Origin of the sequence: Sulfitobacter sp. EhC04 (assembly GCF_001650875.1) — a bacterium.
Taxonomy (GTDB): Bacteria; Pseudomonadota; Alphaproteobacteria; order Rhodobacterales; family Rhodobacteraceae; genus Sulfitobacter.
This window is the reverse complement of the sequence record NZ_LXYI01000042.1, coordinates 47,075-66,140: the sequence shown is the minus strand read 5'-3', so window position 1 is coordinate 66,140 and position 19,066 is coordinate 47,075. Positions and strand designations below refer to the sequence as shown.

Here is a 19,066-nt window from a genome sequence, read left to right as displayed (position 1 = left end):
CGCGCGATGAAATTCACCCTGTCCTGGCTGAAAGAGCATCTGGATACGACCGCTTCGGTCGATGAAATCACCTATGCCCTGACCGATCTTGGTCTGGAGGTCGAAGGGGTCGAGGATCGCGGTGCGAAACTGGCGGATTTTACCATCGGTTACGTGAAGTCGGCGGAAAAGCATCCCGATGCGGACCGTCTGCGCGTCTGTCAGGTCGAAACCGACGAGGGTGTTACCCAGATCATCTGCGGCGCCCCCAACGCGCGCGAGGGCATCACCGTGGTTGTGGCCAAGCCCGGCGTCTATGTGCCCGGCATCGACACCACCATCGGGGTGGGCAAGATCCGCGGCATCGAAAGCCATGGCATGATGGCTTCCGAACGCGAGATGGAACTGAGCGAGGAACACGACGGTATCATCGAACTGCCCTCGGGTGAGGTCGGTCAGCGCTTTGTCGACTGGCTGGCGGAGAACGATCCGGCCAAGGTTGACCCGGTGATCGAGATCGCAATTACCCCCAACCGCCCCGATGCGCTGGGCGTGCGCGGCATTGCCCGCGATCTGGCGGCGCGGGGGCTGGGCAAGCTGAAGCCGCGTGATGTCGAGGCCGTGGAGGGGCAGTTCCCCTGTCCGATCACCGTCAGCATTGAAGAAGATACCCTCGACCAATGTCCGGTCTTTTATGGCCGCGTGATCCGGGGCGTGACCAACGGGCCGTCGCCAGCCTGGTTGCAGGACCGCCTGCGTGCCATCGGGTTGCGTCCGATCTCCTTCCTTGTGGATGTCACGAACTTCTTCACCTATGACCGCAATCGCCCCCTGCACGTCTTTGACGCCGACAAGGTCGCGGGCAATGCGCTGCGGGTGCATCGCGCCCTGGGCGGCGAGACGATGATGGCGCTGGACGACAAGGAATACACATTCGAAGCGGGCATGACCCTGATTTCCGATGCCGACGGCGTGGAAAGCATTGGCGGCGTCATGGGCGGGACTGCGTCGGGCTGTACCGCTGAGACCACCAATGTCTTCGTCGAGGCGGCCTATTTCGATCCGGTGCGCACCGCCTACACGGGCCGGGCGCTCAAGATCAATTCAGACGCGCGCTACCGGTTCGAGCGCGGGATTGACCCGGCCTGGACACCCTATGGCATCGAACATGCAACCCGGATGATCCTGGATCACGCGGGCGGCGAGCCTTCCGAGGTCGTGGTGGCGGGGCAGATTCCAGACACGTCCCGCGCCTACAAGCTAGATGCGGCACGGGTGCAGTCCTTGGTGGGCATGACCATTCCCGAGAGCGATCAGCGCCAGACGCTGACCTCGCTTGGCTTCCGGCTGGAGGGCAACATGGCCCATGTGCCGACATGGCGGCCCGATGTGCAGGGAGAGGCGGATCTGGTGGAAGAGGTGGCGCGGATTGCGTCGCTGACCAAGCTGGAGGGCCGCCCGCTGCCGCGCCTGACCACCGGCGTGCCGCGCCCTGTCCTGTCGCCGACACAGCGTCGGATCAGCGCGGCGCGCCGTGCCACCGCCGCGCTGGGGTACAACGAATGCGTGACCTACAGCTTTATTGATCAGGCCTCTGCCGCGCTCTTCGGGGGCGGCACGGATGAGACCCGGCTGGAAAACCCGATCTCTGCCGACATGAGCCATATGCGCCCGGCGCTTTTGCCGGGACTGTTGCAGGCGGCAGCACGCAATCAGGCGCGCGGGCATGCGGATATGGCGCTGTTCGAGGTTGGTCCGGCATTTCAGGGCGGCGAGCCGGGCGAACAGACCGAGATGATCAGCGGGTTGCTGATCGGGCGCAGCGGACCCAAGGATGTACATGGCGCATCCCGGTCTGTGGATGTCTTTGACGTCAAGGCGGATGCGGAGGCGGTACTGTCGGCGATGGGCGCCCCGGCGCGGGTGCAGATCCTGCGCGGCGCACCGGACGCGTGGCATCCGGGACGTCACGGTATCATCTGCCTTGGACCCAAGAAGATCCTGGGTATCTTTGGCGAAGTGCATCCAAAGATCCTGACCGCGATGGACGTCAAGGGGCCTGCCATGGCCTTTACCATCTGGCCTGACGAAATCCCCATGCCGCGCAAGGCCGGGGCCACCCGCGCCGCGCTTCGGATCAGCGATCTGCAAGCGGTTGAGCGTGACTTTGCCTTTGTGGTGGATGCCGAAGTCGAGGCCCTGACGTTGGTGAACGCAGCTCTGGGGGCCGACAAGGCGCTGATCGAGGATGTGCGCGTTTTCGACGAATTCATCGGCGGATCGCTGGGCGAGGGCAAAAAGTCGCTGGCGATCACGGTACGGATGCAGCCCAGCGAAGCCACATTGAAAGACGCGGATATCGAGGCGGTCGGGGCAAAGGTGATCGAGAAGGTCACCAAGGCCACCGGCGGCGTTCTGCGCGGTTAAGGGGGAACAGATGCTCAAGGTCTATCTGTCCGGTGAAATTCACACCGACTGGCGTGAACAGATTGTCGAAGGTGCGAAAGGGCTGAATGTGACGTTCAGCGGCCCCGTCACCGATCACGCCGCCAGCGACGATTGCGGCGTGGCGATCCTGGGTGCGGAGGCGGACAAGTTCTGGCACGACCGCAAGGGCGCGCAGATGAATGCCATCCGCACCCGCAAGGGGATTGCGGATGCGGATGTGGTGGTTGTGCGCTTTGGCGATCAGTACAAGCAATGGAACGCCGCATTCGACGCGGGATATGCCGCCGCCTTGGGCAAATCGCTGATCATCCTGCACGGGCCTGACCATGCTCATGCGCTGAAGGAAGTGGATGCCGCGGCGCTCGCGGTCGCCTCGGAACCGGCGCAGGTGGTGCAGATCCTGCGCTATGTCCTGACCGGCAAGCTGCCAGGCTGAGAACGGCCCGTTTTCGACCTTTCCGCGTCGCAATCAGGCGCGTCGCGCGATGCGCCCTTTCGTACATCTCCGGCCAGCTTGGGGGAGGGCGTGATGATGCAAACGATAGCGGCGGATCGGAAAGTCTGGGACCATCTTCTGGCCACGGCCCGCGCCACCCACGAGGCGCATCCCGACCTTCAGGCCTTTTGCCCTTTTCCGGACGATCTGCGCGGGCAGGATGTCGTGCCGTTCGATGTGCCTGCGGCGGCCCTTATGGCGGCTGAAAACGGGCTGTACGATGGGTGTAACGACGCGCTGCGCGATGCCTTCCTTGCCGCCGGTGCCCAAGCGCTTTGGCACGAAACCTACAAGGATACGGACATCGGCCAGGATTTCATGGACCGGTTTGGCTGCTTTTGCCTGATCGGCGAGGGCGGCGCGTTTCACAGTGACCGGATGCGCGCGTGGATGGTCTATATGCCGCCACACCTGCACTACCGCTGGCACCACCACCCGGCCGAGGAAATGTACCTGACCGTGGCGGGGGATGCCCTGTTCATGCGCGCCGGGTGCGAACCCGAAGTCCTGCACGCGGGCGACACCAGCACGCATGCCAGCAACCAGCCCCATGCGATGGAAACCGGGGCGCAGCCGATCATGGCTTATGTGGTCTGGCGCAACGGCTTTGACATGCCGCCAATGCTGACAGACAGCTTGCCCGCCGTCCCGGAGGTGGTGCCAGTCATTCCCTCGGGGGTGTCACCAGACCCTTCTGCACTGCCGGTCGGTCGGTGAACCGTTTCAGGTAATCCACGAGATTGGTATGGTCTTCCCAGGCCAGCACGTCTTTCGCGCCATAGAAATCAAGCGCGCGCAGCCAGGGTGCGATGGCGATGTCGGCGATCGAATAGTCACCGGCGATCCAGTCCTTGTCGGCAAGTTCCAGGTTCAGCACATTCAGCAGGCGCTTGGCCTCGTCGATGTAACGTTGCCGGGGTCGCTTGTCTTCCCACTCGGACCCGGCAAATTTGTAGAAGAACCCCAGTTGGCCCAGCATCGGGCCAAGGCCACCCATCTGGAACATCAGCCACTGGATGATTTGCGCCTTTTCGGTCGCGGTGCTGCCGATCAGCTTGCCTGACTTTTCCGCCAGATAAATCAGGATCGCGCCGGATTCGAACAGGCCTATGGGCGTGCCATCGGGCCCGTTCGGGTCGATGATCGCCGGAATCTTGTTGTTGGGATTGAGCGACAGGAACTCCGGGCTTTTCACATCGGCGTCTGACAGGGTGACCTTGTGTGCCTCATAGGGAATTCCCATTTCTTCCAGCGCGATGGAGGCCTTGACCCCGTTCGGGGTGGGAAAGGAATAAAGCTGCAGGACGCTTGGGTCCTGCGGGGGCCATTTGCGGGCGATGGGGAAAGAATCGAAAGCTGACATGGAGGGCTCCTTTGGTTCCATGATGCAACGTAGTTGTTTTTCCCCGCAGTAACAGACTTCCGCCTGTGCAAAGGTGTGCTAACAAATGTGCATCGTTGAACGGACCGCAAGCCGTCCGCGCGAAAACCGGAGAGAGGGACATGTTGTGATTAACGAATTCAAGGACTTTATCGCCAAGGGCAATGTCATGGACATGGCCGTCGGTATCATCATCGGCGCGGCCTTTACCGCCATCGTGACCTCGCTGGTCGGCGATCTGATCAATCCGATCATCGGCCTGGTTTCGGGCGGTGCGGATTTTACCAACAACTATGCCGTGCTGGCCGGTGACGTGCCTGCCGGTGCCTCACTGGAAGCGGCGCGCGAGGCGGGTGCCGCTGTCTTTGCCTATGGTGCCTTCATCATGGCGGTCATCAATTTTTTGATCATTGCCTTTGTGGTGTTCATGCTTGTCAAGATGGTCAATCGCGTCAAAGCGGCTGCCGAAAGCCCAGAAGAGGTCGCTCCAGAAGTCGAAACCGGCCCGTCGGAACTGGATGTTCTGCTGGAAATCCGCGACCAGCTTGCCAAGGGCAAGTGATCCGTTCCTGTTTCCGGCCAAGGCAGTTGTCGCCCGGCGGCTTGCAGCGCAAGCCGCCTCGCTGCTGCTAGGCCTTCAGCGCAAGCCGGGGCGACAAGACGTCGATCCCCAGCGCCTTGCCCACCGCGTGATAGGTCAGCTTGCCCGCATGCACGTTCAACCCGTTCAGCAGGTGTTCGTCCTCTTCGCAGGCCTGACGCCAGCCCTTGTTGGCCAGTGCAAGCATGAAGGGCATGGTCGCATTGCCAAGCGCGATGGTCGAGGTGCGCGCAACCGCACCCGGCATGTTGGCCACACAGTAATGCATGATCCCATCAACCTCATAAATCGGGTCCTGATGGGTGGTCGCCTTTGACGTCTCGAAACAACCGCCCTGGTCGATCGCCACATCGACAAGTGCTGCACCGGGTTTCAGTTCGGAAAGCTGCGCGCGGGAAATCAGCTTGGGGGCCGCGGCACCGGGGATCAGCACCGCGCCGATGATCATGTCGGCCTGACGCGCCAGGTCCATGGTATTCTGGGCCGAGGCATAGGCGGTTTTGAAGGTGCCGCCGAAGACATCGTCGAGATAGCGCATCCGGGGCAGGGACCGGTCCAGCACGGTCACATCCGCGCCCATGCCCGCCGCGATCCGCGCCGCATGTGTGCCGACAACACCGCCGCCGATCACCATCACGCGGGCGGGGTTCACACCGGGCACGCCGCCCATCAGCACACCGCGCCCGCCATTGGCCTTTTGCAGGGTCCATGCGCCGACCTGCGGTGCCAGACGTCCCGCAACCTCTGACATCGGTGCCAGCAGGGGCAGGCCACCCATGCGGTCGGTCACGGTTTCATAGGCGATGCAAGTCGCGCCGGATTCCATCAGGTCGCGGGTCTGCTCGGGGTCGGGGGCAAGGTGCAGATAGGTGAACAGCACCTGGCCCTCGCGCAGCATCTTGCGCTCCACGACCTGCGGCTCTTTGACCTTCACGATCATGTCGGCGGCGGCGAAAACCTCCTTCGCGGTGCCGATGATCTGCGCACCGGCGGCCTGATAATCGCTGTCCTCGAAACCTGCGCCAACACCTGCGCCGGTTTCGATCAGGACCTCGTGCCCCGCTGTCGTTGCCTCAAGCGCCGCCGACGGGGTCAGCCCAACGCGGAATTCCTGCGGTTTGATCTCTTTCGGGCAGCCGATTTTCATGATGTTTCCCCTGTTGATTGATTGGCGGAAGCATGGGCGATCCGGCATGCAAAGGGGCACGAATTTAGGTGGTGTGATCGGTATTATTCAGGATATCATTGCGTCATGATGAACAAACACGCCAAAGTATTGCGCCGATGACTCTTGATGAGATTGATCGCCGTATCCTGCGGGCACTTCAACGCAACGGACGCATGTCCAACGCCGAATTGTCGGACGACGTCCACCTGTCCCCCTCCGCCTGCCACCGCAGGGTCCAGCGGATGGAACGGGCCGGGTATATCAGCGATTATGTCGCCCTGCTGAACCCCAGAAAACTGGGTGTGCCGACAACCGTCTTTGTCGAGATCACGCTGCAAGGCCAGGCCGACGAAACACTGGACGCATTTGAAAAATCGGTGGCGCGGATTCCCGATGTGCTGGAATGCCACCTGATGGCGGGCTCTGCGGATTACCTGTTGAAAGTGGTGGCCGAAAACACCGAGGACTTCGCACGCATCCACCGCCAGCACCTCGCCCGGCTGCCGGGTGTACAGACAATGCAGTCCAGCTTTGCCCTGCGCACCGTTTGCAAGACAACCGCGCTTCCAGTGTGACTACAGCGTCCCGCTTTTGACCTGAGGTAGACCACATCGCCAATGTACGGAGAGCGCGTAGCGCGGCAGGGAATTGGCGAAGCAAATTTGAGGCGGGGTGCTATGGCGCTGCGCCACACCGGCCACCAGATGTGTCGCCCGCGGGTCAGGCCCTGCGGCCAATGAAAAACCCCCGCAGCACGGGGCCACGGGGGTTCTGATTTCCGGCATCGCGGGAATGATTTACATCATGCCTTCGCGTTGCGCTTTTTTGCGTGCCAGCTTGCGGGCACGGCGGATCGCTTCAGCTTTCTCGCGCGCTTTTTTCTCGGACGGTTTCTCGAAATGTTGCTTGAGCTTCATTTCACGGAACACGCCTTCGCGCTGGAGCTTTTTCTTCAGAGCCCGGAGGGCCTGATCGACATTGTTGTCGCGAACACTAACCTGCATGTGGTTGTCACCACCTTTCTAGGAAAAAGTTGCAAGGATTTGCAGGAAATGGCCCTATATCAACCTTGAAACTGTTTGTCGAGTCCGACAGGACCGCAGAAAAAGAAAACAAGTCCGACAGGACCGCAAAAAAGGAGCGCAACATGACCAAGGCACCAAGCGACCCCAAGCTCAGACTGCTGGATGCGGCATTGATGCATGTGCCCTTCGATGGCTGGTCGGAGGTGACATTCAAGGCCGCCATCGACGAGAGCGGTGTGGACCCGACAGTGGCGCGCGCGGTCTGTCCGCGCGGGGCGGTCGATCTGGCCGTGGCCTATCACCGGCAGGGGGACGCCGCGATGCTGGCCGCGCTGAAATCCGAAAACCTTCAGGACCTGCGGTTCCGCGACCGCGTGGCACGGGCGGTTCGCCTGCGGCTGGAGCAGGTGCAGGACAAGGAACTGGTCCGGCGCGGCACCACCCTGTTTGCCCTGCCGCAATATGCGCCCGATGGGGCGAAACTGATCTGGGAAACCTGCGATGCCATCTGGGATGCGCTGGGCGACACCTCCGAGGATGTAAACTGGTACACCAAACGGGCCACCCTGGCCGGTGTCTATTCCTCGACCGTGTTGTATTGGCTGGGTGACGACAGCGAAGGCCACGCGCGCAGCTGGGCCTTTCTGGACCGGCGCGTCGACAATGTGATGCAGATCGAAAAGCTCAAGGCGCAGGTGAACCAGAGCCCGACCCTGAGCAAGCTGATGGCGGGCCCGAACTGGATTCTCAGCCACATCAAGGCCCCCAACCGCTTTCCCAAGGGCGATCTGCCCGGGTCTTGGACTGCGCCACGGGATTAATCCGCCTCAGGAACGCGGGCCAAAACGGGTGCAATCGGCCGCCGTTGTCTTTACACCCCGGCCAGACATGCTAGGCGATAGCGCCTTGAACCCAGCCGGAACAGTCTCGTCTCATGCCGCTGATAGACGCACAGAACATCACATATGCGCCGAATGGTGCGACCGTGTTGTCCGATGTTACCCTGGTCAGCGACGCGCGCCGCATCGGCGTGGTGGGGCGCAACGGATCGGGCAAGACCTCCTTCGCACGTGTGCTCGCAGGGCTGGTCGCGGCTGACAGCGGGCAGGTCCGCATCGCCGGGACCAAGGTGGCAAAGGACCGCAAGGCGGCGCTTTCTGCCGTGGGCATCCTGTTCCAGAACCCTGACCACCAGATCATCTTTCCCACCGTGGAAGAGGAAATCGCCTTTGGCCTTACCCAGATGGGCCTTGCGCCTGCAAAGGTGACAAATCGGGTGCAGGCGATCCTTGGGCAATTCAACAAGGGCCATTGGGCACGCGCCGCGATCCATCAGCTGTCGCAGGGCCAGCGGCAATTGGTCTGCCTGATGTCGATCCTCGCCATGCGCCCGCAGGTGATCCTGCTGGACGAACCCTTTGCCGGGCTCGATATTCCCACCTCCATGCACCTGTCGCGGGTGTTGAAGGGGCTGGACGCGACCCTTGTTCATATCACCCACGATCCCGGCATGGTGCGCGACTACGATCATGTGCTCTGGTTGGAGGGGGGCGCGGTGATGCAGCAGGGCAGGCCGCAGACCGTATTGCAGGCATTCGAGACACGCATGATGGAACTGGGGGCGGCTGATGATCTCTCTGACCTCGCCGGTTGAGACCCGCGCCCACGGCTGGCCCGCCGGGGCCAAGCTGGCGGCGCTCTGCGCGGCGACGGTGGTGTTGTTCGCCACCGATGCGCTGCTGTGGCACGGGGTTTTTCTGGCCCTGACACTGGGGCTTTACGCGCTGCCGGGGGCGCTGTTCCTGCGCACTGGGGTTGTCCGGCTCAAACCGCTGTGGATCTTTGCGGCGGTGATCCTGCTGTGGCATCTGGTGACCGCCGACCTTCTGGCAGGGCTGGTGATCGTGATGCGCATGATGACCGCCGTGGCGCTGGCCAATCTGGTCACCATGACCACCCGCCTCAGCGACATGATGGGTGTTGTGCGCTGGCTGCTCACCCCGTTTCGGGCCTTTGGCCTGCGCACGGATGTGGTGGAACTGGCGATGGCGCTGGTGATCCGCTTTACCCCCGTCCTTGCCGACAAGGGCCGCATGCTGGCACTGGCATGGCGCGCCCGCGCCGTCCGGCGCGTGGGCTGGCGCATCATCACGCCCTTCGCGGTGCTGGCCATTGACGATGCGGAACATGTGGCCGACGCCCTGCGCGCGCGGGGCGGGTTGTAGCTTGACGGCTCCGCCAGCAGCCCCTACCGCTGCGGGTCACAGAAAAAAGGAACCTGCCCATGGAACGCTCACTGACCCTCATCGCCCTGTTCGCGGCCCTGATCGCGGCACTTGGCCTGATCCCCAAGTTCACCCTGGGCTTCGGCGTGCCGATCACGGCGCAGACGCTGGGCGTCATGCTCTGCGGGACGGTTCTGGGCGCTCGGCGCGGCGGTCTGGCCGTGCTGCTGTTCATCGCATTGGTGGCCCTTGGCCTTCCCCTGCTGGCGGGCGGGCGCGGCGGCCTCGGCGTCTTTGCGACACCCAGCACCGGCTTTCTGATCGGCTGGCCGGTCGGTGCCTTTGTCTGTGGCCTGATCATGGAGCGGAGCCGCCGCCTGCCGGTGGCATGGGCCGCCGGGATCGCATCGGTGCTGGGCGGGATCGTCGTGATCTATGTTTTCGGCGTCGCGGGCCTGATGCGAGCGCTGGACAAGAGCGCGCTTGAGTCGCTGTCCCTGGTGACCGCCTTCATTCCAGGGGATCTGGTCAAGGCCGTCCTGGCAGGCCTGATCACCGCCGGTCTGGCGCGGGCACGTCCCGCAAGCCTGCTGTCACGCGGATAACAACAGGGCGGTCCCGATGCCGCCGGCAGCGGCAATGGCGGCCAGCCCGGTCCCGCCCGTCCTGCAAAGCGTATGATAAAGCCGCACGGCGTTGATCGCGCCGGAGGCTCCCACAGGATGCCCGCGCGCCAGCGCCCCGCCGCCGGTGTTGACGATCTGCGGATCAATGCCAGCCCCGCGCACACAGGCGATGGCCTGCACCGCATAGGCCTCCATCACCTCGGCGGCCTGCAGGTCACGCGCGGCCCTGCCGACACTGGCCAGCACATGTTCAATTGCGGCGACCGGGGCCAGACCGGGCATGTCCGGGGTGCCGCCGCGCGTCGCCCCGCCGAGGATTTTTATCGTTGGCCCGTGCAGGTGCCGGGAAACCCGGTTGGACACCACAACCACAAATCCCGCGCCATCTGCGGCCACGGCGGTATTGGCCGTGGTGATGTCGCCGGTCAGAACCTTGGCACGCCTACATAATGCGGGCCGCAGATCACGGGTAAAGGCATCCACCGTCAGCCCCGCGACGGGGGTGATCTCTCCGGCCGCCGCTACATGCGCCCGCGCCTTGGCATGGCTGGCCATGGCCCAGGTGTCCTGTTCTTCCCGGCTGATGCCCAGCATGGCCCCCAGCGCCTGCGCGGCCTCTGCCATGTCGGGGTCACGGTCGGGCCAGGGGGTGAAAGGGGCCTGCTCATAAGCCTCTGGCGGGCGGCCATCCGCAAAGCGCCGCAGGCGCAGGGGGCGGCGCGAGTAGCTTTCGACGCCCCCCGCCACAACAACATCCGCAGCGCCCGCCAGAACCATCTGCCGCGCCAGGACAACCGCATCCAGACCGCCTGCACATTGGCGGTCGATGCTCAGCCCTGCCACCCGTTCGGGCAGACCGGCGGCCAGCGCCAGCACCCGCGCCGGATTGCCGCCCGCCCCCAGCGCATTGCTGACGATCAACTCATCGACATCCTCGCCAGCCAGCCCCGCCTGCGCCAGAACGGCGGTGATCACCGGCGCGCCCAGTTCATGCAGCGACAGGGCGGACAGCGCGCCGTCACGCGGTGCTACCGCACTGCGGCAGGCTGCGGCCAGATAGGCGCTCATGGCCTGCCCTCCAGCCAGCGGGTCAACTCGGTATGATCGGTCTTGCCCGATGACAGCCTGGGAAAATCGTTGAAAAAGTGAATGGTCCGGGGCGCGACAAGGGGGCCAAAGCTCTGTCGGCAGGCCTCCGTGACCTCGGCAGTCAGAGCCGGGTCGGCAGGGCCTTCGAGACAGGCAACAAGCCGATGACCCCGCAGGGCGTCAGGCCGGGGCAGAACCGCACAGGCGGTCACGCCGGGCAGGTCGGTGATGAAATTTTCGACCTCTTCGGGATGCACATTCTGGTCCGCAATCGTGACCATCCGCGTTTTGCGCCCCCTGAGCCAAAGCTGCCCGTTCCCATCCAGATGGCCCATCTCGCCCACAGATACGAAACCGTCCCGTCTCCCGGCCTCAGAACCCGGCGCACCGAGGTAGCCGTCAAACAGATAGGGGCTGTGCACCCAGACCTCGCCGACCCCGTCGGTGGTCTGCCCGGCCTCGTCCAGTATCTTCAGCGTCACTCCCGGATAGGCACGCCCGACCGATCCATCGGGGGTGTTCGCGCCGTCGAGGGTGACAAAGCTGGTCTCGGCGGCCCCGTAAAAGACATGCAGCGCCGCATTCGGAGCAAACGGCATGACGGCGTCGCGGCCCGTTGCCTGCAACGGCCCCCCGCCGCAGAGGATCAGCCGCAGGTCCGGCAGGCGCTGGCCTTTTGCAGCGCGGGCGAGGCGCAGCAGTTGCGTTGGCGTCGCGTACAGAATCCGCACCCCATGGCGCAGGCAATGGGCAATCTGCGCGCGGGGCGAAAGAGCGTCGAGCACATGCACATCCGCACCCAGTTGCAGCCCTTCGAGGACACCGTATAGGGCCAGCGAATGGCTGAGCCTGCCCAGCACCGCGATGCTGTCCTCAGGGCCAATGCCGAAGGTCACCGCATTTTGCGCGAAGCTGGCAGCCCATGACCTCTGACTGCGCAAGATGGCTTTGGGCTGGCCTGTGGTGCCGCCGGTCAGCGTGACGAAATGGGTTGGCGGGACATTTGCGTCTGTCAGCGGCGTGCCGTCGCTCACGCAAAAGCTGCCCCGCGCTGCGATCTGGGCTGTCAACCGGGTCAGGCAGGCCCCCGTCGGGCTTGCGGCGATCTGCAGGAATGCGGGCACATCCGCCGCACCGGGCCGCGGAACTTGCGCGGCTCCGGCAAAGAGGCGGGCATCGGCATGCCAGTTGAACCTGTCCTGATCTGTCATGCGGTTGTCTCTTGCTCCGGTGTTCCTGACCCTCGCGCAGAGTTATCGGGGTCGACGCGGCGCGCGCAAGACCTATGCTGAAATGCAAGTGATGTGAAAGGAATTCCGATGAGCGAAACAATGACCGCGATCGAGATCACCAAGCCGGGTGGGCCTGAGGTCCTGCAACCGACAACCCGCCCGGTGCCGGTGCCTGCCCATGGGCAGGTGGTGATCAAGGTGGCCTATGCCGGTGTGAACCGCCCCGATGCCTTGCAGCGTGCGGGCATGTATGCACCACCGCCCACGGCCAGTGACCTGCCGGGGCTGGAGGCCTCGGGCGAGGTTGTGGCGCTGGGCGAAGGCGTCAGCGACATTGCCCTGGGCGATCAGGTCTGCGCGCTGCTGCCCGGCGGCGGCTATGCCGAATACGTGGCCACACCTGCGGCGCATTGCCTGCCGGTGCCCGATGGCATGGGGCTGAAAGAGGCTGCATGCTTGCCCGAAACCTTCTTTACCGTCTGGTCCAACGTCTTCATGCGGGGCGGGTTGACGGCCGGGGAACGCTTTCTGGTACACGGCGGTTCTTCCGGGATCGGCACAACGGCGATCCAGCTTGCCCATGCCTTTGGCGCGCGGGTTTTTGTCACGGCGGGTACGGACAAGAAATGTGCCGCCTGCATGGAGCTTGGCGCGGAGGCGGCGATCAACTACCGCGACATGGATTTCGTGGATGTGCTGGAGGCCGAGGGCGGTGCCGACCTGATTCTCGACATGGTGGGCGGGGAGTATATCCCGCGCAACCTCAAGGCGCTGGCCCCGGACGGCCGCCTTGTGCAGATCGCCTTTCTGCAAGGGCCGAAGGTCGAGGTGAATTTTGCCATGCTGATGACCAAACGGCTGACCATGACCGGATCGACACTCCGCCCGCAGAGCGACCTTGCCAAGGCCCGGATTGCGCAGGAACTGCGAGAGGCGGTCTGGCCGCTGTTGTCGGCGGGGCGTGTGGCCCCGGTGATGGACAGCAGCTATCCCCTGGCCGAGGCCGCCGCCGCCCATGCGCGGATGGAAGGCAGTGGGCACATCGGCAAGATCGTGCTGGAGGTTGCCCCCTGACCCAAAGGCCGCGCTGACGCGCGACACGATTCCGGGTGCCGGTGGCTTGCCTGAGCCCACCGCCGGTGAGGTCTTTTGCGGTGCCACCGTGGCGCAGGGATATTTGCCTGCCAAAAAGAGAGGGTAAGGAAAACTTAACCTTCTTTGGGCAGGTTGGTTCTGCGGTACAGGCGGGGACGCCGATGACCGCGCCAGAAAGAGAGCGATGCTTTCCGGAAGGAGGAGGGGGCATGATGTCCCCCCTTCTCTTTTTGGCTTTAAATATCCATCCGACGCCGACGCCGACGCCGACGAAGGGCGCTGGGTCAGGGGGTGTTGCGGATTCGCGTGAACAGGGCATCCTTCATACGGCAGTCTTTCACAACGTCCTGGCCGCAGGGAACGGGGTCCAATGACCGGCTGAGGCAGATGCGCGCTTCCTGGATGTGGCCGTCGCGGCAGGTGATGGTGATACCGTCCGGCTCCAGCGCGGGATTGTCCTTGAGGAATGCTGCCTCGACCACCGACGCGGGCAGGCGGATGTCCTTGGGCAGTTTGCGAAAAACGCTGGGCCGGACGACCGTGCCATAGGCTTGTCGGGACAGCGCAAAATAGGCGGCGGCAGAAAGGCCGCTGCAGCTTCCGTGTTTTTTCCACTGGTGCCAGGCCAGCCCGGCTGTCCCCATGATATCGGCCATATCCGCCGTCATCGCCCGCGAGGGCGGGCGCTGCGCGGTCGGGCAGAAAGCGGGGTATCCACGGTGAAACTGCGGCCAGAGGCCATGCAGAATCCACCCGTGACCGATGCCCTGCGCGCATTGTGGCGAGCGCTGCGCGTCTCCCTCCAGCGCGCACCAGTTCGGCGACCAGCTGAGCGCCATGACATAATAGTCGAATTCACCGGCGGCTTCGCCTTCGGCGCGGGGGGCGGTTGCGGTGCCAAGCAGGGCGAGGATCAGGGCAAGCGCGCGCATTGGGTCTTTCCTTTGATGTGCGGGACCACTATAAGGCGCGCGAGTTCCCCGACAATGGAAACCGTCCCGGCCCGCCGGGAAAGCCCTTTCAGGCGACGGGAAAGTTGCGACGTTCAGGAGAGATAAAATGGCAAAACCGATTATGGCCAAGGCCACCGCCGTCTGGCTGGTGGACAATACGACGATCAGCTTCAAGCAGATTGCCGATTTCGTCGGCCTGCATGAACTGGAGGTCCAGGGCATCGCTGATGGTGACGTGGCGCAGGGCGTCAAGGGGTTCGACCCGATTGCGAACAACCAGCTGACCCAGGAAGAGATCGACGCGGCGCAGGACAATCCGCTGCACAAGATCCAGCTAAAGTTCAACGCCGCAGCCCAGGGTGAGGAAAAGCGCCGTGGTCCGCGGTATACGCCGCTCAGCAAACGCCAAGACCGTCCCGCGTCGATCCTGTGGCTGGTGAAATTCCATCCCGAGCTGACCGATGGCCAGATCAGCAAGCTGGTGGGCACCACCAAGCCCACGATCCAGGCGATCCGCGAGCGGACCCATTGGAACATCTCCAATATCCAGCCGATTGATCCCGTGGCGCTGGGCCTGTGCAAACAGTCCGAACTGGACATGGCGGTTCAGAAGGCGGCAGCCAAGAAGGCCGCGGCTGGCGAAGTGATGAGCGATGACGAGCGTCGCAAGCTGGTCAGCACCGAGCAGAGCCTCGGGATGGAAGCGGAGCCGAAGATCCCGACGGCGATCGAAGGGCTTGAGACCTTTACGTTGGCGGGTGGCGACGACGAAGAGGATGAAGCAGACAGCAAGGGCGATTATTCCGACGCCGACAGTTTCTTCTCTCTGCCCGAAAGCGAGGAAGACGAGGACGAGGAAGACACGTCAAAGTCCTGATCCTTTGCCCGGCGGGGGAACCCCAAACGGGGCTTTCGAGTTGATCACCACTGGGGCGCGTCCCCGCGATTGGTCGGGAGCGTCGGATGGGCTGGGTTGAATGGGCAATTGATGGCGCGATCTGGGTCATCGCCACACTGCTGTTGATCGCGACGCTGCTGCCGCTCAGCAAACTGCCGCATGGCATCGTGCGCGGGGGCGAGTTTCCCCGCGAACAGATTTTTGTTCTGGCGGTGGCCATGGCGGCCGTCATGGCCACCACCCAGAGGTATCATCTGGGCAGCGTGGCGGCGGCGATCCTGGTGATGGTCGCGATTGTCCAGTTGGCGTTCATCCTGAAATTCACACCGATCTGGCCGCGCCAGTCCGTTGCGGCGGATCCGGAATTGCAACAGGACAAGGACAGGCAGATCAGCCTGCTGACCGCCAATATCAAGAAATCGAACCGCGATTACGGGCGGCTGATCGACCTGACCCTGCAGCGTGCGCCCGACGTCATGATGGCGATCGAGGTCGACGACGACTGGGTCGCCGCACTCAAACAGGGGCTCGGCGCGCAATACGCCCATTGGATTGAGGCCCCCCGCGACAACGGTTATGGCATGTGTCTGGTGTCGAAACTACCGCTGCGCGAATCCGAAGTGCGCGATCTGATCGTGGATGATGTGCCCTCCATCCGCACCATCGTCACGCTGCGCAACGGTTTGCCCTGCCGCCTCTATGTCGTGCATCCCGAACCGCCGGTCATCGACCATGACACCAAGGGGCGCGACAGCGAAATCGCGCTGGTCGGGCTGGAGGCGGAACAGGACAAATTGCCCGTGATCGTCACCGGTGATCTGAACGATGTGGCCTGGTCCACCACCACGCGGCGGTTTCAGCGGCTCTCGGGTCTGCTGGATCCGCGCGTCGGGCGCGGGTTCTACAATACCTTCAGCGCCACCATGCCCTGGATGCGCTGGCCGCTGGACCACCTGTTTCACGATCCCAGGTTCCGGCTGGTCGACATGGCGCGCCTGGGCAAGATCGGCTCGGACCACTTTCCAATGTGGTTTGTCCTGGCCCTGACCGGGCAAGACGCCTGCGAAAGCGATCCGGGCGACTGTGAAGAAGATGAGGTCGAAGAAGCCGAGGACATGATCGAGGAAGAAAAGGCGCGCGACCGCGAGGCAATCGGCAGTGATTGGGAAGACGAATAGGGCCCTGCCAGATCCCCCGAAAGTGGTGCGGTTTGGCGACAGGGGCGGCGGCAGCGGCAGCTTTTTCAAATCGACTGATTTTTCACTTGTACGAATCTCAAAAGGGCCTAAATGGCGAGATACAGACGCCAACGCACGCGCCTCTGGCCGGTCAGATCAGAACTGACTGACCCGCGTTTATGTAGCGACGGTAACGTCTCTTGAAACGACTTCTGGGGGAATGTCCCTCACCTGCTCTTTGGAGATGACCATGAACGCTACAGTACCCGGCGCCCTGCGCGCCGCCACCTCCGTCTACGCCGATCCTGCTGCTGCCTACATTGCCGCAAACGACTTTGACCGCCCCACGCTGGTGGTCAGCCGCGACCGTGTCTCTGCGCAGTACGATGCGCTGCACGCGGGCCTGGGCCATGCGCATATCCACTACGCGGTCAAGGCGAACCCGGCAGCGCAGATCATTCGCCTGCTGGTCGAGAAGGGCTCGGGCTTTGACGCCGCATCGCGTCAGGAAATCGAACTGTGCCTGGCCCAGGGCGCAAAGCCTCAGAACATCTCCTTTGGCAACACCATCAAACGCGCATCCGACATCGCATTTGCCCATTCCGCCGGTGTGACCCTCTTCGCAGCCGATTCGGACGCGGAACTGGAAAAGATTGCGGCCCATGCGCCGGGTGCACGGGTCTACATCCGCCTGATCGTGGAAAACTCCATGGCCGACTGGCCGCTGAGCCGCAAGTTCGGCTGTGCGCCCGCGTCGCTGCCGGGTCTGCTGGATTACGCCAAGGCCCTGGGGCTGGTCCCCTACGGTCTGTCCTTCCACGTCGGCTCGCAAACCCGCAAGGCGGAATACTGGAACCCGGTCCTGGACCAGGTATCGACCCTGTGGCACGCAGCGCAGGCTGACGGCCACGACCTGCAACTGCTCAACCTCGGCGGTGGCTTCCCGGCATTCTACGGCGAAAGCATCGAAGCGCCCCGCGCCTATGCCGCTGCCGTGATGAGCGCGGTCGAGGCACGCTTTGGCGCGGTCCCGCAGGTGATGGCAGAGCCGGGCCGCGGTCTGGTGGCCGAAGCCGGGCATATCGCGGCGGAAGTCATGCTGGTGTCGCGCAAGTCTGCCGATGATCTGCACCGCTGGGTCTATCTGGACATCGGCCGGTTTTCCGGCCTGGCGGAAACCGAAGGCGAGGCGATCCGCTATCAGATTACGACGCCGCATGACGGTGGTGAAACCGGCCCCTGTGTCCTGGCTGGACCTTCCTGCGACTCTGCGGATATCCTGTATGAGAAACGCCCGATTCACTTGCCAGTTGCCCTCAAGTCGGGCGATAAGGTGATGATCCGCTGCTGTGGGGCCTATACCAGCTCTTACAGCTCTGTCGGGTTCAACGGGTTTCCGCCGCTTGATGTGATCGTCCTCTGAGAGGACGGAAGATCGCGACGGACGGGCCGCCTGCTTTGGGAGGAGCGGGCGGCCTGCGTTGTTTTCGGGCCGGGACCGGGGCCGGAATTTTCAAAAATTCCGCTTCGTTTTCTTCAAAGAAAACGACTTGGGGGCGACAGGTTTTGTAAACGTGCCACCGGAGTTTTCAAAAACTCCGAACCGTTTTCTTCAAAGAAAACGTCTACAGCGCCTTACGCGCACGCATCGCCGCCGTGATCGTCCCGTCATCGAGATAATCCAGCTCGCCGCCAATCGGCACCCCCTGTGCCAACGATGTCAGGCGCACTTGCCCTTCCAGCCGGTCGGCGATGTAATGGGCCGTGGTCTGCCCGTCGATGGTGGCATTCAGCGCCAGGATCACCTCTGATATCCCCTCATTGGTGACCCTGTCGATCAGCCTGGGGATGCGCAACTCCTGCGGGCCGATTGCATCAAGCGCCGAAAGCGTGCCGCCCAGCACATGATAACGCCCCTTGAAGACGCCCGAGCGTTCCATCGCCCAGAGGTCTGCCACGTCTTCGACCACGCAAATCTCGCCATTGGCGCGTTTTTCCGATGTGCAGATGTCGCAGACATCCGCCGTGCCGACATTGCCGCAGTTCAGGCATTCGCGCGCCGTCGCCGCAACGGTCTGCATCAGGTCGGCCAGCGGGGTCAGTTGCAGCGCGCGTTTGCGGATCAGATGCAGCACCGCGCGCCGGGCCGACCGGGGGCCAAGTCCGGGCAGTTTCGCCATCATCTCGATCAGGGCGTCAATGTCGCGGGTTGAACTCACGCACGTGCTCCCGGCGGCGGCTGTTGTGTTGGGGCATTAAGAACCAGAAGACCGGACTTAGAACGGCAGGTTCATGCCCGCAGGCAGGCCCAGCCCTTCGGTGAGTTTCGACATTTCCTCTTGCGCGCGCTCGCTGGCCTTGGCCTGTGCGTCCTTGATCGCGGCAAGGATCAGGTCCTCGACCACTTCCTTGTCGTCGCCGTTGAAGATCGACGGGTCGATGTCCAGCGTCTTCAGCTCACCCTTGGCGGTGCAGCTTGCCTTGACCAGCCCCGCGCCGCTTTCGCCGGTGACCATGATGTTGTGCATCTCGTCTTGCAATTGAGCCATCTTGCCCTGCATTTCCTGGGCTTTCTTCATCATCCCGGCCATGTCGCCAAGCCCGCCTAGTCCTTTGAACATCTGTTCTCTCCTGTATCTGGTTATCTGTTATATGAGGGCCGCAGCGGTCGG

General features: G+C 63.3%; 21 protein-coding genes. 13 read left to right on the top strand and 8 right to left on the bottom strand.

Going from position 1 to position 19,066, the window contains the following annotated elements; all coding sequences use genetic code 11:
- Positions 1–6: 6 nt before the first annotated feature.
- The 3 genes from pheT (at position 7) to A8B82_RS17075 (ending at position 3,640) form a co-directional block, all read left to right on the top strand.
- Positions 7–2,406, top strand: a complete 2,400-nt coding sequence (gene pheT / locus A8B82_RS17085) for a phenylalanine--tRNA ligase subunit beta (protein ID WP_067295069.1) — start codon at positions 7–9, stop codon at positions 2,404–2,406.
- 10 nt (positions 2,407–2,416) lie between these two features.
- The gene (locus tag A8B82_RS17080; protein WP_067295066.1) at positions 2,417–2,863 is read left to right on the top strand and encodes a YtoQ family protein; all 447 of its coding nucleotides are present in this window, start codon (positions 2,417–2,419) and stop codon (positions 2,861–2,863) included.
- Between the two features lie 93 nt (positions 2,864–2,956).
- On the top strand, positions 2,957–3,640 hold the full coding sequence (locus A8B82_RS17075; RefSeq protein ID WP_082899351.1) for a dimethylsulfonioproprionate lyase family protein: 684 nt from the start codon (positions 2,957–2,959) through the stop codon (positions 3,638–3,640).
- Here A8B82_RS17075 and A8B82_RS17070 read toward each other — a convergent pair.
- A complete protein-coding gene (locus tag A8B82_RS17070) occupies positions 3,588–4,286 on the bottom strand; it encodes a glutathione S-transferase family protein (RefSeq protein WP_067295062.1) in 699 nt (232 codons plus the stop codon). The genes A8B82_RS17075 and A8B82_RS17070 overlap by 53 nt on opposite strands.
- A 145-nt stretch (positions 4,287–4,431) precedes the next feature.
- Between A8B82_RS17070 and mscL the strand changes: the two genes are divergently transcribed.
- Positions 4,432–4,866, top strand: a complete 435-nt coding sequence (mscL, locus tag A8B82_RS17065; RefSeq protein WP_067295228.1) for a large conductance mechanosensitive channel protein MscL — start codon at positions 4,432–4,434, stop codon at positions 4,864–4,866.
- A 67-nt stretch (positions 4,867–4,933) separates the two neighbouring features.
- Here the strand turns inward: mscL and ald are convergent, their stop codons facing one another.
- Positions 4,934–6,052, bottom strand: a complete 1,119-nt coding sequence (gene ald, locus A8B82_RS17060) for an alanine dehydrogenase (protein ID WP_067295059.1) — start codon at positions 6,050–6,052, stop codon at positions 4,934–4,936.
- A 137-nt stretch (positions 6,053–6,189) separates the two neighbouring features.
- Here ald and A8B82_RS17055 point away from each other — a divergent pair, with 137 nt between their 5' ends.
- Entirely contained in the window at positions 6,190–6,648 is a 459-nt protein-coding gene (locus A8B82_RS17055; RefSeq protein WP_067295056.1) for an Lrp/AsnC family transcriptional regulator, read from the top strand.
- A gap of 222 nt (positions 6,649–6,870) precedes the next feature.
- Here A8B82_RS17055 and rpsU read toward each other — a convergent pair whose 3' ends face one another.
- The gene (gene rpsU / locus A8B82_RS17050) at positions 6,871–7,077 is read right to left on the bottom strand and encodes a 30S ribosomal protein S21 (protein WP_007118112.1); all 207 of its coding nucleotides are present in this window, start codon (positions 7,075–7,077) and stop codon (positions 6,871–6,873) included.
- A 143-nt stretch (positions 7,078–7,220) separates the two neighbouring features.
- Here rpsU and A8B82_RS17045 point away from each other — a divergent pair, with 143 nt between their 5' ends.
- The 4 genes from A8B82_RS17045 (at position 7,221) to A8B82_RS17030 (ending at position 9,928) form a co-directional block, all read left to right on the top strand.
- Positions 7,221–7,919 carry a COQ9 family protein gene (locus A8B82_RS17045; RefSeq protein ID WP_067295225.1) on the top strand — a complete coding sequence of 233 codons (699 nt, stop codon included), beginning with the start codon at positions 7,221–7,223 and terminating at the stop codon, positions 7,917–7,919.
- A 113-nt stretch (positions 7,920–8,032) separates the two neighbouring features.
- On the top strand, positions 8,033–8,752 hold the full coding sequence (locus tag A8B82_RS17040) for an energy-coupling factor ABC transporter ATP-binding protein (RefSeq protein ID WP_067295054.1): 720 nt from the start codon (positions 8,033–8,035) through the stop codon (positions 8,750–8,752).
- Positions 8,727–9,323: an energy-coupling factor transporter transmembrane component T family protein gene (locus A8B82_RS17035; RefSeq protein ID WP_067295051.1), complete on the top strand. Its 597-nt coding sequence runs from the start codon at positions 8,727–8,729 to the stop codon at positions 9,321–9,323. The genes A8B82_RS17040 and A8B82_RS17035 overlap by 26 nt, the downstream gene beginning before the upstream one ends.
- Before the next feature lie 59 nt (positions 9,324–9,382).
- On the top strand, positions 9,383–9,928 hold the full coding sequence (locus tag A8B82_RS17030) for a biotin transporter BioY (protein WP_067295048.1): 546 nt from the start codon (positions 9,383–9,385) through the stop codon (positions 9,926–9,928).
- Here A8B82_RS17030 and A8B82_RS17025 read toward each other — a convergent pair.
- Both A8B82_RS17025 and A8B82_RS17020 read right to left on the bottom strand, forming a co-directional pair.
- Complete coding sequence (locus A8B82_RS17025) at positions 9,917–11,017, bottom strand: thiolase family protein (protein WP_067295045.1); 1,101 nt, start codon at positions 11,015–11,017, stop codon at positions 9,917–9,919. The two genes, A8B82_RS17030 and A8B82_RS17025, sit on opposite strands and share 12 nt — an antisense overlap.
- Positions 11,014–12,249 (bottom strand): AMP-binding protein, encoded by a 1,236-nt coding sequence (locus A8B82_RS17020; protein ID WP_067295042.1) that lies wholly within the window; start codon positions 12,247–12,249, stop codon positions 11,014–11,016. Before A8B82_RS17020 ends, A8B82_RS17025 begins: the two co-directional genes overlap by 4 nt.
- A 108-nt stretch (positions 12,250–12,357) precedes the next feature.
- Here A8B82_RS17020 and A8B82_RS17015 point away from each other — a divergent pair, with 108 nt between their 5' ends.
- Positions 12,358–13,344 (top strand): NAD(P)H-quinone oxidoreductase, encoded by a 987-nt coding sequence (locus A8B82_RS17015; RefSeq protein WP_067295039.1) that lies wholly within the window; start codon positions 12,358–12,360, stop codon positions 13,342–13,344.
- Positions 13,345–13,649: 305 nt separating this feature from the next.
- Here the strand turns inward: A8B82_RS17015 and A8B82_RS17010 are convergent, their stop codons facing one another.
- The gene (locus A8B82_RS17010; RefSeq protein WP_067295036.1) at positions 13,650–14,297 is read right to left on the bottom strand and encodes a ribonuclease T2 family protein; all 648 of its coding nucleotides are present in this window, start codon (positions 14,295–14,297) and stop codon (positions 13,650–13,652) included.
- 127 nt (positions 14,298–14,424) lie between these two features.
- Here A8B82_RS17010 and A8B82_RS17005 point away from each other — a divergent pair, with 127 nt between their 5' ends.
- The 3 genes from A8B82_RS17005 to A8B82_RS16995 all read left to right on the top strand — a co-directional run bounded on the left by A8B82_RS17005 (position 14,425) and on the right by A8B82_RS16995 (position 17,817).
- Positions 14,425–15,195 (top strand): DUF1013 domain-containing protein, encoded by a 771-nt coding sequence (locus tag A8B82_RS17005; protein ID WP_067295034.1) that lies wholly within the window; start codon positions 14,425–14,427, stop codon positions 15,193–15,195.
- 86 nt (positions 15,196–15,281) lie between these two features.
- A complete protein-coding gene (locus A8B82_RS17000; protein ID WP_067295031.1) occupies positions 15,282–16,394 on the top strand; it encodes an endonuclease/exonuclease/phosphatase family protein in 1,113 nt (370 codons plus the stop codon).
- A 244-nt stretch (positions 16,395–16,638) separates the two neighbouring features.
- Positions 16,639–17,817 carry a type III PLP-dependent enzyme gene (locus tag A8B82_RS16995; RefSeq protein WP_067295222.1) on the top strand — a complete coding sequence of 393 codons (1,179 nt, stop codon included), beginning with the start codon at positions 16,639–16,641 and terminating at the stop codon, positions 17,815–17,817.
- Between the two features lie 202 nt (positions 17,818–18,019).
- Here the strand turns inward: A8B82_RS16995 and recR are convergent, their stop codons facing one another.
- Together recR and A8B82_RS16985 are read right to left on the bottom strand one after the other, a co-directional pair.
- Complete coding sequence (gene recR / locus A8B82_RS16990) at positions 18,020–18,613, bottom strand: recombination mediator RecR (protein ID WP_067295030.1); 594 nt, start codon at positions 18,611–18,613, stop codon at positions 18,020–18,022.
- Between the two features lie 57 nt (positions 18,614–18,670).
- Positions 18,671–19,015 carry a YbaB/EbfC family nucleoid-associated protein gene (locus A8B82_RS16985; RefSeq protein WP_067295027.1) on the bottom strand — a complete coding sequence of 115 codons (345 nt, stop codon included), beginning with the start codon at positions 19,013–19,015 and terminating at the stop codon, positions 18,671–18,673.
- Positions 19,016–19,066: the final 51 nt, after the last annotated feature.

Bases quoted from the DNA above. Each gene is read 5' to 3' on its own strand.
- A8B82_RS17035 (WP_067295051.1), top strand. From the start codon at position 8,727: ATGATCTCTCTGACCTCGCCGGTTGAGACCCGCGCCCACGGCTGGCCC.
- rpsU (WP_007118112.1), bottom strand. From the start codon at position 7,077: ATGCAGGTTAGTGTTCGCGACAACAATGTCGATCAGGCCCTCCGGGCT.
- A8B82_RS17080 (WP_067295066.1), top strand. From the start codon at position 2,417: ATGCTCAAGGTCTATCTGTCCGGTGAAATTCACACCGACTGGCGTGAA.
- A8B82_RS17055 (WP_067295056.1), top strand. From the start codon at position 6,190: ATGACTCTTGATGAGATTGATCGCCGTATCCTGCGGGCACTTCAACGC.
- A8B82_RS17045 (WP_067295225.1), top strand. From the start codon at position 7,221: ATGACCAAGGCACCAAGCGACCCCAAGCTCAGACTGCTGGATGCGGCA.
- A8B82_RS17005 (WP_067295034.1), top strand. From the start codon at position 14,425: ATGGCAAAACCGATTATGGCCAAGGCCACCGCCGTCTGGCTGGTGGAC.
- ald (WP_067295059.1), bottom strand. From the start codon at position 6,052: ATGAAAATCGGCTGCCCGAAAGAGATCAAACCGCAGGAATTCCGCGTT.
- A8B82_RS16985 (WP_067295027.1), bottom strand. From the start codon at position 19,015: ATGTTCAAAGGACTAGGCGGGCTTGGCGACATGGCCGGGATGATGAAG.
- A8B82_RS17010 (WP_067295036.1), bottom strand. From the start codon at position 14,297: ATGCGCGCGCTTGCCCTGATCCTCGCCCTGCTTGGCACCGCAACCGCC.
- A8B82_RS17075 (WP_082899351.1), top strand. From the start codon at position 2,957: ATGATGCAAACGATAGCGGCGGATCGGAAAGTCTGGGACCATCTTCTG.
- pheT (WP_067295069.1), top strand. From the start codon at position 7: ATGAAATTCACCCTGTCCTGGCTGAAAGAGCATCTGGATACGACCGCT.
- A8B82_RS16995 (WP_067295222.1), top strand. From the start codon at position 16,639: ATGACCATGAACGCTACAGTACCCGGCGCCCTGCGCGCCGCCACCTCC.
- A8B82_RS17025 (WP_067295045.1), bottom strand. From the start codon at position 11,017: ATGAGCGCCTATCTGGCCGCAGCCTGCCGCAGTGCGGTAGCACCGCGT.
- A8B82_RS17070 (WP_067295062.1), bottom strand. From the start codon at position 4,286: ATGTCAGCTTTCGATTCTTTCCCCATCGCCCGCAAATGGCCCCCGCAG.
- A8B82_RS17020 (WP_067295042.1), bottom strand. From the start codon at position 12,249: ATGACAGATCAGGACAGGTTCAACTGGCATGCCGATGCCCGCCTCTTT.
- A8B82_RS17040 (WP_067295054.1), top strand. From the start codon at position 8,033: ATGCCGCTGATAGACGCACAGAACATCACATATGCGCCGAATGGTGCG.
- A8B82_RS17000 (WP_067295031.1), top strand. From the start codon at position 15,282: ATGGGCTGGGTTGAATGGGCAATTGATGGCGCGATCTGGGTCATCGCC.
- A8B82_RS17015 (WP_067295039.1), top strand. From the start codon at position 12,358: ATGAGCGAAACAATGACCGCGATCGAGATCACCAAGCCGGGTGGGCCT.
- A8B82_RS17030 (WP_067295048.1), top strand. From the start codon at position 9,383: ATGGAACGCTCACTGACCCTCATCGCCCTGTTCGCGGCCCTGATCGCG.